The organism is Vibrio coralliilyticus, from assembly GCF_024449095.1.
In the GTDB taxonomy this organism is placed as follows: Bacteria; Pseudomonadota; Gammaproteobacteria; order Enterobacterales; family Vibrionaceae; genus Vibrio; species Vibrio coralliilyticus_A.
In genome coordinates, this window is record NZ_CP024628.1 from 135126 (window position 1) to 149060 (window position 13935).

General features: G+C 43.5%; 14 protein-coding genes. 6 read left to right on the plus strand and 8 right to left on the minus strand.

The genetic code is table 11. The features are described 5' to 3' along the window. Positions 1 to 67: 67 nt before the first annotated feature. From CTT30_RS16215 to CTT30_RS16230, 4 genes are all read right to left on the minus strand, one after another. A complete protein-coding gene (locus tag CTT30_RS16215; protein WP_252037568.1) occupies positions 68 to 1219 on the minus strand; it encodes an MFS transporter in 1152 nt (383 codons plus the stop codon). Between the two features lie 19 nt (positions 1220 to 1238). Further along, on the minus strand, positions 1239 to 2780 hold the full coding sequence (locus tag CTT30_RS16220) for an ABC-F family ATP-binding cassette domain-containing protein (protein WP_252037120.1): 1542 nt from the start codon (positions 2778 to 2780) through the stop codon (positions 1239 to 1241). A gap of 491 nt (positions 2781 to 3271) precedes the next feature. Continuing rightward, positions 3272 to 4300, minus strand: a complete 1029-nt coding sequence (locus CTT30_RS16225; protein ID WP_239863549.1) for a methionine synthase — start codon at positions 4298 to 4300, stop codon at positions 3272 to 3274. Between the two features lie 29 nt (positions 4301 to 4329). Then, positions 4330 to 5304, minus strand: coding sequence for a DUF1852 domain-containing protein (locus CTT30_RS16230; RefSeq protein ID WP_252037121.1), 975 nt, complete (start codon positions 5302 to 5304; stop codon positions 4330 to 4332). A gap of 405 nt (positions 5305 to 5709) precedes the next feature. Here CTT30_RS16230 and CTT30_RS16235 point away from each other — a divergent pair, with 405 nt between their 5' ends. Then, positions 5710 to 6390 carry a DUF1826 domain-containing protein gene (locus CTT30_RS16235; RefSeq protein WP_252037122.1) on the plus strand — a complete coding sequence of 227 codons (681 nt, stop codon included), beginning with the start codon at positions 5710 to 5712 and terminating at the stop codon, positions 6388 to 6390. Positions 6391 to 6464: 74 nt separating this feature from the next. Here the strand turns inward: CTT30_RS16235 and CTT30_RS16240 are convergent, their stop codons facing one another. Beyond that, a complete protein-coding gene (locus tag CTT30_RS16240; RefSeq protein ID WP_239835831.1) occupies positions 6465 to 7007 on the minus strand; it encodes a nuclear transport factor 2 family protein in 543 nt (180 codons plus the stop codon). A 148-nt stretch (positions 7008 to 7155) separates the two neighbouring features. Here CTT30_RS16240 and CTT30_RS16245 point away from each other — a divergent pair, with 148 nt between their 5' ends. From CTT30_RS16245 to CTT30_RS16265, 5 genes are all read left to right on the plus strand, one after another. Beyond that, entirely contained in the window at positions 7156 to 7545 is a 390-nt protein-coding gene (locus CTT30_RS16245; RefSeq protein WP_239835833.1) for a winged helix-turn-helix transcriptional regulator, read from the plus strand. A gap of 645 nt (positions 7546 to 8190) precedes the next feature. After that, complete coding sequence (gene ectA, locus CTT30_RS16250) at positions 8191 to 8742, plus strand: diaminobutyrate acetyltransferase (protein WP_239865314.1); 552 nt, start codon at positions 8191 to 8193, stop codon at positions 8740 to 8742. A gap of 15 nt (positions 8743 to 8757) precedes the next feature. Further along, positions 8758 to 10026, plus strand: a complete 1269-nt coding sequence (gene ectB / locus CTT30_RS16255; RefSeq protein ID WP_239863552.1) for a diaminobutyrate--2-oxoglutarate transaminase — start codon at positions 8758 to 8760, stop codon at positions 10024 to 10026. A gap of 14 nt (positions 10027 to 10040) precedes the next feature. Continuing rightward, positions 10041 to 10427 (plus strand): ectoine synthase, encoded by a 387-nt coding sequence (locus tag CTT30_RS16260; RefSeq protein WP_239835838.1) that lies wholly within the window; start codon positions 10041 to 10043, stop codon positions 10425 to 10427. Between the two features lie 65 nt (positions 10428 to 10492). Further along, the gene (locus tag CTT30_RS16265; protein WP_239835839.1) at positions 10493 to 11917 is read left to right on the plus strand and encodes an aspartate kinase; all 1425 of its coding nucleotides are present in this window, start codon (positions 10493 to 10495) and stop codon (positions 11915 to 11917) included. Positions 11918 to 11999: 82 nt separating this feature from the next. On the opposite strand, the gene CTT30_RS16270 is transcribed toward CTT30_RS16265, so the two are convergent. The 3 genes from CTT30_RS16270 to CTT30_RS16280 all read right to left on the minus strand — a co-directional run bounded on the left by CTT30_RS16270 (position 12000) and on the right by CTT30_RS16280 (position 13923). Then, the gene (locus tag CTT30_RS16270) at positions 12000 to 12290 is read right to left on the minus strand and encodes a putative quinol monooxygenase (protein ID WP_252037123.1); all 291 of its coding nucleotides are present in this window, start codon (positions 12288 to 12290) and stop codon (positions 12000 to 12002) included. A 31-nt stretch (positions 12291 to 12321) separates the two neighbouring features. Beyond that, positions 12322 to 12981: a nitroreductase family protein gene (locus CTT30_RS16275; protein WP_095571113.1), complete on the minus strand. Its 660-nt coding sequence runs from the start codon at positions 12979 to 12981 to the stop codon at positions 12322 to 12324. Positions 12982 to 13275: 294 nt separating this feature from the next. Beyond that, a complete protein-coding gene (locus CTT30_RS16280) occupies positions 13276 to 13923 on the minus strand; it encodes a MurR/RpiR family transcriptional regulator (protein WP_252037124.1) in 648 nt (215 codons plus the stop codon). Positions 13924 to 13935: the final 12 nt, after the last annotated feature.

Below are 13935 nucleotides of genomic sequence, written 5' to 3' on the forward strand. Positions count from 1 at the left end.
ATAGGTAACTTTCAAAGGAGATGAACATCAAAGCCGCCTTCGAAGAGGGCGGCTTTTTATATTAGGTTTAGGCTAAGTTTCTTGGCACTGGTTTCAAGGCCGTCATTGCTACCCCAAACAGAACCACAGCCAACAATGCCATACCAATTGGCCCTTCAGTGTAGGCAAAGCCAGCCACACCAGACCACATGGCCACACCTAAGTGCATCATGGTCATTGCTAGCGACAGCAACACACCGCGATGCTGAGTAGACAGCTCTGCTATATAGCCTTGTAAAGCGGGAGAGCCTATGCCACCTGCCAGTGCCCATAAGGCCAGTGGAAATAACAGAACGTATAGGCTTTGTGTTGGCAGCAGATAAAACCATACACTGACGATCACGCAAACTCCTAAGGCGATTCTCATGAGTTGGCGTCCGTTTCCTAGGCGCTTAGCCAGTCTAGGCATGAGTAAGTTTCCTATCACGCTGATGCAACCCAAAATCGTATACAAACTGCCAATGACCCACATCGAAACTCCCTGCGTGTCTTTTAGGTGTTGACCAATCAAGTTAAATAGCCCAATACCACCGCCTAAGCCGAAACACATGGCAAGTAGTGCCCCGGCAGCCCCAGGTATCTGCCAGACCTTGCCAACGTGATGGGCATTTTTAGCTTCTATCGCTTGCTGACTAGGTATTTGCTTCTGCATGGATATATAGGCCAATGCTGCTGCAACAAACCATGCGCAGAAACCGAGCAGCAAAAACGCCGCTCGCCAAGATAATACTTCAGCTAAAACAGCACCCAGAGCAGGGCTGGATATCATTCCCAGTGTCAGACCAGATTGCACCCAAGCAATTTGTTTCATCGCGTCCTCACCGCTGGAGTCAGCTGCTAACGCAAAGGCAAGTGGTAACATGCCAGCACTTGCCAGCCCAGTGGCTATTCGCGTTATCAGCCCTGCTTCAAAGTTGTCCACAAGGCCAGTGGCAATAGACGCCAAACCAAATAGTAGGCAGGCTGGAATCATGATCTTAAGTCGCCCATAACGATCGGAATATGCCCCTAGATATGGAGCAATCGATGCAAGTGCAAGGCTATAGGCTGTGATGTATAAAGTGACGCGCTCAGGAGCGACACCGAGATCTTTTCCTATTGGAGTCAGAATTGGTCCTAGCATCAGCTCATCTGCACCGACTAAAAATGCAATAAAAAACAATAAAATTTTCATTTTTATTCCTTAAGTTAACGCAGAGTCAGTGACTGTGCATCGTTTGGATATTGATCACTTTATCTGGCCATCCGGCGACAAACTCTCGTTCATGAGACACTAAAATCAACGTGCCTTTGTAATCTATTAGTGCTTGTTGCAAAGCCTGTTTCACACAGGCATCTAGGTGTGTGGTGGGCTCATCCAGCACCAATAGATTTGTTGGCTGTAAAGCTAAGCGGCACAGCTTCACTTTGGTTTGCTCCCCTCCACTGAGTGAGTGAATTGGCTGTAATGTCAGTTTTCCAGATAGGCCAAATCGAGCTAAGTGCTGTCGTGCTGCTTTGTCATCTAAGCCATGGCAGGCTGATCTGACCAAACTTATCGGTGTTGCCTGTGGGTCGTACCAATGCAACTCTTGCTCGAAATAGCCCAGTTTCACCCCTTGTGATATGTCAATATTCCCAGCAATAGGCGTAATCTCGCTGACCAGTGTTTTGATCAGCGTGGATTTGCCAATACCGTTAAAACCAGCAATGACCACCTTTTCTCCCTGCAAAATATTGAAATCCATTTTAGGTAGTAACGGCTTGCTATAACCAATTTCAAGATCTGTGGCAGCTAAGACTTGATGTACACTGTGCGAAGTTGACTGGAATCTTATTGAGACAGACTTCTTCTGCTCCGGAGCGCTCAGCCGAGTCATTTTGGCCAACTGCTTTTTCCGACCATTGGCAATGCTCGCATTCACTCCAGCGCCATTTTTGGCGATAAACCGCTCCAGCTTGTCGATATGTTTTTTTTGTGCGAGATATTGCTTTGTATGAGCGGCGTCATCATTGGCTTTTTGTTCCATAGCTTTGTTGACGTTGCCGCGATATTTGCGAATTTGCTGATGATCAATATCGCAAATCCCTGTCGTGATCCGGTTCAGAAAGGCTCGGTCATGCGATACCACCATAAATGCACCATCGAAGCTGCTCAGGAACTCGGCCAACCAGTCAACGTGAATGGTATCGAGGTAGTTGGTTGGTTCATCGAGCAACAATACATCAGGTGAAATCAGCAGCAGAGAAGCCAGCATTACTTTGTGTCGTTGCCCACCACTTAACTCTCCTAGCGGAGTTTCCATCCCAAACTGAATAATGCCAAGCCCATCGGCAACCGCATCAATCCGATTGTTTATGGTATAAAATGCTTGGCTTTCCAGAGCTGCCTGAATTTCGGCGGCTCGGGCTAGAGAGCTCTTCTGCATACATTTCTCAGGGCAGGCGTAGATCGCCATCATCTCGGATTCAAGGTTGAATAAATCGGCAAATGCAGTTTGCAGGTAGTCACGAACAGTCATAGCTGAGCTCATTACAGCATGCTGATCTAAATAGCCTATTCGCACAGCCGGCTGCCACGTGATGTCACCGCCATCAGGTAATAAGTCTGACTGCAACAGTTTCAATAGTGTGCTCTTACCGACACCATTTTTCCCGGTTACCCCGATATGTTCGCCCGGAAAAAGCGTAAAACTGGCATTCTGGTAGAGTGTTTTCTCGCCAATGTGATACGTAAGATTTTGAATTGTAAGTATACTCATGGTCTTATATCCATAAAAACGGGGTCGGTATTGTTCATACCGACCCCGTCACAAGAATTTGCTTCAAGAAATAATGCTTCTGAACCTCAGAAACAATAAGGGCCGGCGATGAAGGTCATCGTCGGCCCGCTCTCTACTTTTTAATCAGATACACCTGCGGCTCCTGAAAAAAAACAGGAACGTCATAGTCGGTAATATCTGATGAAGATTTAAAAGAGTTTCAGCTCCGAGCAACACTTCATCGTGTTAATGCGCGGAGCTCACTCGTCTGACAAAATTCTTGAATAGGATATAAAGCATAGTAGAGAAGTCAAAATTCGTTATCCGGCGGAAGATACCCAAATGTAGATCTGGTGTCAATCCTTCACTCAATGATGATATACACTCGCTCTATTCGTTGCCTATAAATAGAAGAGTGAATTGAAGAACATGAAGTTACCAGATAACCAATGGTTTGTGGCTAGATAACGATAATCTCAATCACCGGCTATTTAAGATAACAGCTCTTTTCTGACCAGCTCAGCACCTGCACTTAGGGCTGTAAGTTTACCGCGGGCGACTTCGCGAGGTAATGGAGCCATACCGCAGTTGGTGCAAGGGTAGAGCTTGTCTGCGTCAACGTATTTGAGTGCCTCTCTCAGTGTTTCTGCGACCTGTTCAGGCGTTTCAATACTATCCGTCGCAACGTCAATCGCGCCTACCATTACTTTCTTGCCTCGAATCAGTTCTAATAATTCAATCGGTACACGAGAGTTATGGCACTCCAGTGAAATAATATCAATATTGGACTGTTGCAGTTTAGGGAAGATTTCCTCATATTGCCTCCATTCATTCCCTAAAGTTTTTTTCCAATCTGTATTGGCTTTGATGCCATAGCCGTAGCAAATGTGAACGGCTGTTTCGCATTTAAGTCCTTCGATAGCACGTTCTAAGCAAGCGATGCCCCAATCGTTGACATCATCAAAGAAAACATTAAATGCTGGCTCATCAAATTGGATGATATCGACACCTGCTGCTTCAAGTTCTTTTGCTTCTTGATTGAGGATTTTGGCAAACTCCCAAGCGAGTTTTTCGCGACTTTTGTAATGATCGTCATACAGAGTATCGATCATGGTCATTGGGCCTGGTAACGCCCATTTGATGGGTTGATCCGTTTGTTGACGTAAAAATTTAGCGTCTTCGACAAAGACGGACTTTTGGCGGCTGACTGGGCCGACAACCGTTGGAACGCTGGCCTCGTAGCGGTTGCGAATTGTTACGGTTTTACGGTTTTCGAAATCAACACCACTCAAGTGCTCGATGAAGGTTGTCACAAAGTGTTGGCGAGTTTGTTCGCCGTCACTAACAATATCCACACCCGCATCTTGTTGCTCTTGCAACGACAATCGTAGCGCGTCTTGCTTGCCATCGGTAAGTTCGTCACCTTGTAGTTTCCAAGGTGACCAAAGCTTTTCTGGTTCTGCCAACCAAGAAGGTTTGGGTAGGCTGCCTGCTGTAGAAGTTGGTAATAGTGTTTTCATAGTAAGCCTTTCTTTATTCTTATCAGTTGTTACGCGTAATTTGCAGACCATTGCTCAAGCACAGCTTTATATGGCTTGATGAAGTGCTCTTGAGCAAATTTTCCCTGCTCAATTGCTAAGCGGCTGCGCTCTTCACGGTCATAGACAATCTGTGTTAGTGAATGGTCACTATTTTTTAAACTTGGTTGATAAGCTTTACCGGCTACGGCATTGGCATTGTAAATCTCTGGGCGATAGATTTTCTGGAAAGTTTCCATCGTACTGATGGTACTGATCAACTCCAAGTTGGTGTAATCATTCAACAGGTCGCCAAAGAAATAGAAGGCGAAAGGAGCCACACTGTTCGGCGGCATGAAATAACGCACTTGTAGCCCCATTTTCTGGAAATATAGCTCTGTTAGGGACGATTCATTTGGCTCATATTCGTAGCCTAATACAGGGTGCTGATTGTCGGTGCGATGATAAGTCTTGTTGTCAGAAACACTTAAGCAAATCACAGGGAGCTTTGTGAAATTCTGCTTGTATGTATCTGAATTAACAAAGTGCTTAAACAACTTGCCATGCAGTTCACCAAAGTTGTCTGGGATGCTGAACTTCGGTTTGTCTTTATTATGGTCAAGGAGAAGAACACTAAAATCATAATCTCGAACGTAGGAAGAGAAGTTATTCCCCACAATGCCTTCGATGCGTTCCTCTGTTTTGTGGTCGACAATATACGTTTTGAGTACTTCAATCGAAGGGAAGCTTTCGCCGTTAGCTTCAATATCCATATCCACAGAAACGATTTCAAGTTCAACTGAGTAACGATCGCCATTTGGGTTATCCCAATGAGCTAGTGCATTAAAATTATTGTCAATCATCTTCAATGCATTGCGTAAATTCTCCTGGCGACTTTCGCCTCTTGCCAAATTAGCAAAGTTAGTTGTTATGCGTGTGCTATCAGATGGTCGGTAATTTTCATCGAGGCTAAGGCTCTTGATAGTAAAGGTGAAGTCTGTATTCATGGTGAACGTTATCCTATTTCCTTAGATGAAAGCTGAAGTCATTTCTTACTCTTTGCATTGCTGAATGCTCTAGACAGCTATTTATTCATTTTTTAATTCTGTCTGGGTATAAGAGTAGATTCCTTTATAACTTTGTTCTGGACTTGAATAACAATGGTATTACTTCAAATTCATTGTGAAAGAAATTCATGTTCCCTTGTCTTTCTGGGTCATTGAGCGTCCACTCCATTTTAAACCCTGTAATCATGCTCTCTTGACCTTCACTATGAGTTTTAAGATCCAGTCAAGAGTTTGGGTGTGCTTGCAGCAAGGTTGAAACCTAAGGTCAGAAAACAACTATTGGTAAACTTAATTGTTATGTTATAACGTTTCTTTTTTGGTTTTGTACAACACAGGAGAGAGATAATGAATGTGGTTTTAGCCGAGCCCATTGTAGCGGGTGATGCAGTTCAGACGATTGGTGGCTCTCATGCTCGCTTAGATAGACAGCCAATTGTGTTAAGTGATATCTATCAAGAGGGGGTCAATATAGCGGTCTGGCAACGACGTTTCGATGAAGACTTTACCAACTTGATCAGCCAATATATCGCTGCGAATCCAACCATTAGTAAGTCTTTGACTGCCTCCCCTTCAAATGCATTTGAGACTCTTGACTGTGCGACTAATGGGCAAGCACCGGAATCCTTGTTGAAAGACATGTCTCAGCTTGTTGATATGTTCTGCTATTTATTTGATTTGGAAGAGGTAGGAGTGCGATTTGCAACATTAAGTACTGCGATGTGCCCGCGATTCCATGTTGACCAAGTGCCATGTCGCCTTGTGACTACCTATCACGGTGCAGCAACTGAGTGGCTACCTAACTCTGCTTTAGATCGTTCAAAACTGGGCCGTGGCAGTAATGGTCAACCTGACTCTCTTTCTGGTTTGTATCAACACGAATCCGATGTACAGCAACTGCATTGTGGTGATGTTGCCTTGCTTAAAGGTGGTCGCTGGGAAGGTAATGAAGAGACAGCGCTAGTTCACCGTTCACCTGCCATTCACCCTGAACAACCTCGCTTTATAATGACACTCGACTTTGGCTAGATAACGAGATTAGACAAGTAACCCAAGGGGCGAAGAACGCCCCATTTAGGCTGTGTAACTGGGTAACTGACCAATTAGAATACGCCATTTGAGTTTTGGATATCCCCTCCGCTAATCAGTGAGTAGACCCTCATTGAAAAATCCAGAGCTTGGATTGAGTCCCAATGTTCGACGATTCTGCCATCTTCAAGTCGCCAAGTATCAATAATATTCATACCTTTCTCATCATTACCTCTATCTTCTTTGTTGAGTGTGGCATGAGAGTGGAAAATGACGTAATTGCCATCCACATAGATATGTTTTACGTCATAGGTATAGTCAGGGTATTCCTCAACAAACTCACGTAAGAAATCGACTAAGCCGGTGACTTTATCCGGAAGGTTGCGGTTATGCTGAACATAAGTGCTGTCGTTGTAGTGCTCAAGAACATAATCAAAATTATGATTGTTCATTAAGTTTTGCACAAAATCAGTAATCAGTTCGGCATTTGCACGTTCTTGCTCTGTCCAATTTGGCTTTTGCAAGCTCGTTATATCAATCGTTATTTTATCTGATGACTGTGCATAACTTATTGTACTTATTAGTAAAATAATAATAGATGTCATTGCTTTTAACATGGGGACTCCTGATGTTGATGTCTTATTTTGGTATACATTGATTACTATGGTAATTAATAGTAACCTGCATGACAAGAAGGTACTAAAAGCTACGCTAGGCACATTTTGGTAACCTATGAAGTATTCTGAAAAGACAAGGAGTGAGAAATTGTCAGCTCAAGCTAAACCAGAAAGAAGAGTTTTCTACAACAATCAAGAGTGTGCTGTTCGTAACGTTGTGTCCCAAATTGGCGACAAATGGTCACTACTCATCCTGTTTGCTCTGGTAGATGGGGCGGATAGGTTCAACTCTTTGAAATCTAGGATAGAAGGCATATCTCAAAGAATGTTGACTCAAACTTTGAGAGATTTAGAGCGTGAAGGCTACGTCAATAGAACCGTCTATCCTGAAGTCCCGGTAAAGGTAGAATATTGTTTAACGGATATGGGGCGAGAACTGGTGAAGCCTCTATATCAATTAGTCTGTTGGGCAGATGATCACAGGCAGGAGATAGAGTGTGCTCGTCAAGCTTATGATGAGAGAGCAAATAAGCGTTAGCGTGTTGCATTGCTCTGTTATCAATCTCGCTGAGCAGCCCCTTTCTATATGTGGGCGATGTTAGGTAAACTTTTCGTTAGGATGATATTTGCCTAGGAGGGCGATATCTTCCACTGTTGTGAGTTTAACGTAATGGATTGCTCAAGGTTGGTCTATTTAGTGTTAATCGCCGAAATGGATTAAAACTCATATAATTCAATTATTTATATTATTTTTGTACCTCTCTTTATCAGCTAACGTTTTGGTTTTTCAACGTCCAAAGCGATTATTTTATTATTTCGCCCTCTAAGTAAGTTTTATCCTCTATCATCGACTGGCTTATGAAGAGTCAATCGTATTTCATTTTTCCATTATTAATTTTTTATTAATTTTTAATGTTTTAAGTCTAAACTAGATGAAAATCTTCATCGTGATCATTTTTATTTTCATACATAATCCTACTCTTTCTTTGGTTAGTTATCACTTTTAATGTTTAAAATTCTAAACATTAGATTTCTAATCTATTTTTTTGGTTGCGCTCGTTTTAATGTGTGGCCTTTGTCACATAAATTAAGTTTTTGAGGCTGTTTTCTTGCTTTGTTCGCTATTTGATGCACGATAATAAGCAGTGAAATTGTTTAGAGTACAAAGTAAATGCATATTCCTATGATCGCAGTGGCTCCTTGGGTTGCTTTTCCTGAGATTGACGAAGAGTGCCAGCACTTCGGATCATTCAGTGTACCTAGCGCTGAAGATGGTCATGATATTTTCAAGCTTATTGCCCAGTGTCCGCCATTGGATACCAATTCTTCTTATTGCAACTTTTTGCAATCTACCCACTTTCGCCAAACTTGCCTTTTAGCACGCTACAAAGGTGAGATCTCAGGTTTTGTTTCTGGCTATCGCAAGCCGGAAGAGCCCAGCACATTGTTCATTTGGCAGGTGGCCGTTGCGCCTAATTTTCGTGGGAAGGGCCTAGCGCTAAGAATGATCGATGCCCTGTTAGCGAGAGATGCTCTACAAAATATTACGGCAATTGAAACGACCATTACCCAAGATAATGGCTCTTCTTGGGCACTGTTCAAGAAGGTCGATGCTCGGAATGGCCTTCAGGGAAGCATTTCAACATTTCTCGACCAAAACACACATTTTAAAGGGGAGCACGATACTGAATATTTGTATCGAATTCCGCTCAAAAACACTCAAACCACAGGATAGATAAACGGTCTAATCATGGATATTTTTGATAAACAAGAATCACAAGTACGTTCTTACTGCAACAGCTTTCCGGTCGTTTTTACCAAAGCAAAAGGGTGCTGGTTGGAGACGCAATCCGGTGAAAAATACCTAGATTTTCTTGCTGGTGCAGGGTCACTCAACTACGGTCACAACAACCCGATATTTAAACAAGCTTTGCTTGACTATATTGAAGCTGATGGAATTACACATGGGCTTGATATGCACTCAACGGCCAAGTCAGATTTTCTTAATGCATTGAAGCAGAATATATTTGAGCCACGAGGCCTTAACTACAAAGTCCAATTTACGGGTCCTACAGGCACTAATGCTGTTGAGGCTGCTCTTAAACTAGCGAGAAAGGCAAAAGGAAGGAGCTCAATTGTTGCGTTTACTAATGGTTTTCACGGTTGTACGTCTGGTGCGTTAGCAGCAACTGGTAATCAGCATCATCGTCAGGGGGCGGGAGTCAGTTTAAACAATGTCACGCGTATCCCTTTTGAAGGCTATGCGGATATCGATGGCTTAAAATTGTTTGAAACGATGTTAAATGATAACTCTTCTGGCCTTGATAAACCTGCCGCAGCACTTGTAGAAACGGTTCAAGGCGAGGGGGGGCTCAACGCAGCTTCTGACAAATGGTTACAGCGTCTGAGCAAAATCTGCTCGCAGCACGATATTTTATTAATCGTCGATGATATCCAAGCGGGATGTGGACGTACCGGCACCTTCTTTAGTTTTGAATCCGCAGGTATTAAGCCAGATATGGTCACGCTATCAAAGTCCATTGGTGGTTATGGCCTACCAATGGCTATTGTACTGATGAAGCCTGAATTAGATGTTTGGAAACCAGGGGAACATAACGGAACTTTCCGTGGTAATAATCATGCCTTTGTTACCGCAACCGCTGCTCTCAAGGCTTATTGGTCGGATAGCGAACCATTTGAAAAGCATATTGAAAGTTGCTCTGCCCTCGTGTCAGAGGTTATTGACTCCACTCTAGCTCGTTACCCTAGCATGTTTGTTAAACAGAAGGGGCGAGGAATGATGATTGGTATTGAGTGTAGCAATGGTCAATTAGCCAGCGATATCGTCAAGACCTGTTTTGATAATGGATTAGTGATTGAAACCGCTGGGCCTGACGACGAAGTGGTGAAATTTTTCTCCCCACTCACCATCACGGAGTCTGAACTCAAACAAGGGCTAGATATTTTTGAGCGTTCTGTTGAGTTTGTTATCCAGCAACAATTTAAGAAAGCATCGTAATTAGGGAGAAAAAGATGATTGTTCGTACACTTGAAGAATGTCGAGATAGTGAGCGCAGAGTAGCTTCAGAGACATGGGAAAGCGTCCGTATGTTGTTAAAAGATGACAACATGGGGTTTTCTTTTCACATCACAACGATTTTTGAAAATACAGAAACGCATATCCACTATCAGAACCATTTAGAATCGGTGTATTGCATGAGCGGCGAAGGAGAGATTGAAGTCGTTGGTGGTAAAACTTATGCAATAAAGCCCGGCACTCTTTACATCTTAGATCAACACGATGAGCACTATCTTCGTGCCTATGAGGGAAAAGAGATGGTGATGGCATGTGTATTCAACCCTCCTATTACAGGTAAAGAGACTCATGATGAAAATGGCGTATACCCTCTCATCGATTAGAAGCTCTAATAGCTAGGCTTGTGGGCCTAGCTATTACCCACTCCTCCAGTTTAAAAGGCCCTAACATGACCTATACCGTAGAGAAAATCGGCGGTACTTCAATGACCGCGTTTGATGCTGTTTTAGATAATATTTTGATTAAGAAAAGCGAAGAGGAAATGTACAACCGTGTATTTGTTGTTTCCGCTTACGCAGGTATCACTGATGCTTTACTCGAATGCAAAAAAACCAGCAAAGCAGGTGTGTACCAATTGATTGCTAAAAGAGACGATGCTTGGCAACAAGCTCTTGATGGTGTTGAACAAAGAATGTTACTCACCAATGAGAATATTTTTGCTGATCCTATGAATCGCTTACGCTCAGATAAGTTCATTCGTTCTCGGATTTCGGAAGCTAAGATATGTATTTCTAACATACTGGAAACGTGCCAATACGGTCAGTTTTCACTTCGTCATTACCTCCCTCAAATTCGTGAGTTTCTTTCTTCAATCGGTGAAGCCCACAGTGCCTACAATACGGCACTCAAGCTGAAAAACATGGGAGTGAATGCAAAGTTTGTTGACTTATCGGGTTGGGATACACAGGCTCCCATTAGTTTGGATGAAAGTATTCTTGAAGCATTTTCAGACATTGATGTCACTCAGGAGCTGCCTATCGTCACGGGTTATGCGTCTTGCAAAGAAGGCTTGATGTCTACCTATGATCGTGGCTACAGCGAAATGACGTTTAGCCGAATTGCGTCATTAACTGGAGCAGATCTTGCGGTTATTCATAAAGAATACCACCTAAGCTCAGCTGATCCTCGTGTTGTTGGCTCAGATAAAGTGCTCCCACTAGGGGAAACAAACTACGATGTGGCTGATCAACTTGCGAACTTGGGTATGGAAGCTATTCATCCCAATGCTGCCGCTGGTCTTCGCGAAAGTGGTATAGAGCTTCAAATTAAGAATACATTTGAGCCTCACCACCCGGGCACTCTGATCTCTGGTGTTTTCCGTCCAACCATGGATAAAGTCGAAATTATTGCAGGTAAAGAGAAAGTTTTTGCTTTACACCTTTTCGATCAAACCATGGTGGGATGCGTTGATAATGTCAGCTATGACTTAATGCAGATCATTACAGATGCTCGTGTGAGATTGGTAGGTAAAGAGATGAATGCGAATTCAATGACTTATTATCTGACGGGTAGCACAGATGCATTGAATACCGTGTTATACAAGACAGAGAAACGTTTCCCAGATGCCAATATTAAAGGTCGAATGGTGGCCTTGATATCAACTATTGGCTCCCAGTTTGATACAAATGAAGCATTAACGAAAGGGCTGTTGGCGTTGATGGAAAAAGGCATAACCCCCATTGCTGTCCACTCATCGATGAGAAATGTGAATGTACAATTCGTTGTTAATGATGATGAATACCATACCTCTATATGTGCTTTGCACTCAGTATTCTTTGAGCCGAGCTCTATTAAGAAAGCGCTAATTGCCTAGTGAGTGCCCTCTTATTTGACATTAAATATGAGGATGATGTGTTGAAGCCGCGCAAAGCGGCTTTTCTATCTTGATAGCATAGTTAGGCAATATGCGTCATACGGTTGATCGTGAATGTTTCTACCGCGCCATCAACAGCTGCGACGTAGTCAGCGATATGCGTGCTGGCGAGATGCTTATCCAGTGCGGCTTCTGAAGCCCAGTTTTCATGGAAAACGAAATGCGCCGGGTTGTCGTTGTCTTGATGCAAATCGTAGTTGATGCAGCCATCTTCAGCGCGTGTTTTGTCGATCAATTTGATTAGCTCAGCTTTAACCAATTCAATTTGGCTTTCTTTGGCAATGATATTGGCGATAATCGTTAACTTGCTCATGTGCTTACCTTTTCGTCAATTTTCTGATGCTTTATAGTGTCGTGATGACGTCTTCTAGAGGTAGGCGCGCTTTTGGCAGACCGTGGTTATAATCCTCACCGTCTTTGTGATAACCCAGTGCTAGCGCAAAGTCACATACAAAGCCTTCCAGTTCTTGTTTGAACTCTTCACCGATCAGCTCTGGGTCTACCCCTTCCATTGGTGTAGAAGCGATGCCCATACGCGCTAACGTGTGGAGCGTGTTACCCAGTGCGATATAGGTCTGAGCTTTTGTCCAATTACCGTTGAAACCTGTCTCATCTGTGTTGAGTTCCGCAAAGCCGAACGCACCGTTTAACATGTCATTGTATCGCTCCGCTGGGAGGTGGCCTGAGGTCACTTCTGCATCGACCACTTTTTTGTAGTTGTCTTTGGTAAAGCGAGGGTTGTGAGCAAACAAAATCGTATGAGACGCTTCTTTGGCATGCGGTTGGTTGAACTGGTGCATGTTGGCAAACGTGTTGTGGAAACGTTGTTTTGCTTCGTCACTCTCAAGAACGATGAACTTCCAAGGTTGTGAGTTGATAGAAGAAGCAGATAAACGAATCGCTTCTTTAATGACTTCCATATCTTCAGCAGAGATACGCTTACTTGCGTCGTATTTTTTTGCTGTGTAACGAGTGTTTAGATCTTTGATGATTGGGTGAGTCATGTTGGCTCCTAGTTGAATTTAAATAATTGCATTAGGTCTCACGAACCGCTCGGACGATGTTGAACCCTTATTTCAAGTAAACGAACAAGCTCAAAAACTCGAAGACTTCGATATGAACAATGTCGATGGGCGTAGATTAACAACATTAAAGAAGGGGGAAAAATAGCGAAAACTTCCAATCATTATGGAAATAAGTATCCATAATTACTTGGCAAGGATTAATGCGATGCGTCTGGTTTCAGGCAGGGAAAACCAACAGCTGCGAATTAGGGGAGGGTGTTATGCGGCGGTAGACTAGCGCGTTAGTAGCTCGCGGCCAATGGCATCGACCAATTCAAGAATATGGATTTGCGATTCGCGACTGTATGGTGAGATACCATCGACTTGCTCAGCAAGATCTAAGTTGGTGCTGGCAATCCCCGCGAGTGTTGACCCTGTATGGCTGATCGCGAATACCTTCAAGCCTTTGCGTTTCGCATTGTGGGCCATATCCACCACAGACTGCGTTTCTCCCGATTTACTGATCAACATAACCGTACCACTTTCGGCACGGGCCAATTGGTGGATATCTGTGATCACTAAGTGAGGAACATTCGCCAAGGATAGAAATCGGGAAAGGTAAGAGACACTAACAATCGAGGCACCACGGGAATAGAGATACACCACAGGCGAATGATTTAATGAGTGAGCGATTTTTTCGATGCGTTGAATTTGGTCATCTTCTTCAATAACAGATTGCGTCTGCTTTTTCAGATCAGCGGCAAGCTTGTACCTGAGCTCAGTGTAACTGGCGTAGCCCATCTTTTTACACACACGATTGACTGAGGTCGTCGTTGTGAGTGCTTTGTTCGCAATGGTTTTCGCAGAGATCTCGGCCAGCTCACTCGCGTGGCTGATCAAGTACTCATAGATGACACGCTCAATGCCCTTAAATGTATTCATCGCATACAATTT

Excerpts from the sequence above, each read along its gene's own strand:
- CTT30_RS16275 (WP_095571113.1), bottom strand. The coding sequence starts at position 12,981 with ATGACTCACCCAATCATCAAAGATCTAAACACTCGTTACACAGCAAAA.
- CTT30_RS16230 (WP_252037121.1), bottom strand. The coding sequence starts at position 5,304 with ATGAATACAGACTTCACCTTTACTATCAAGAGCCTTAGCCTCGATGAA.
- CTT30_RS16270 (WP_252037123.1), bottom strand. The coding sequence starts at position 12,290 with ATGAGCAAGTTAACGATTATCGCCAATATCATTGCCAAAGAAAGCCAA.
- CTT30_RS16260 (WP_239835838.1), top strand. The coding sequence starts at position 10,041 with ATGATTGTTCGTACACTTGAAGAATGTCGAGATAGTGAGCGCAGAGTA.
- CTT30_RS16220 (WP_252037120.1), bottom strand. The coding sequence starts at position 2,780 with ATGAGTATACTTACAATTCAAAATCTTACGTATCACATTGGCGAGAAA.
- CTT30_RS16225 (WP_239863549.1), bottom strand. The coding sequence starts at position 4,300 with ATGAAAACACTATTACCAACTTCTACAGCAGGCAGCCTACCCAAACCT.
- CTT30_RS16280 (WP_252037124.1), bottom strand. The coding sequence starts at position 13,923 with ATGAATACATTTAAGGGCATTGAGCGTGTCATCTATGAGTACTTGATC.
- CTT30_RS16240 (WP_239835831.1), bottom strand. The coding sequence starts at position 7,007 with ATGTTAAAAGCAATGACATCTATTATTATTTTACTAATAAGTACAATA.
- CTT30_RS16235 (WP_252037122.1), top strand. The coding sequence starts at position 5,710 with ATGAATGTGGTTTTAGCCGAGCCCATTGTAGCGGGTGATGCAGTTCAG.
- ectA (WP_239865314.1), top strand. The coding sequence starts at position 8,191 with ATGATCGCAGTGGCTCCTTGGGTTGCTTTTCCTGAGATTGACGAAGAG.
- ectB (WP_239863552.1), top strand. The coding sequence starts at position 8,758 with ATGGATATTTTTGATAAACAAGAATCACAAGTACGTTCTTACTGCAAC.
- CTT30_RS16265 (WP_239835839.1), top strand. The coding sequence starts at position 10,493 with ATGACCTATACCGTAGAGAAAATCGGCGGTACTTCAATGACCGCGTTT.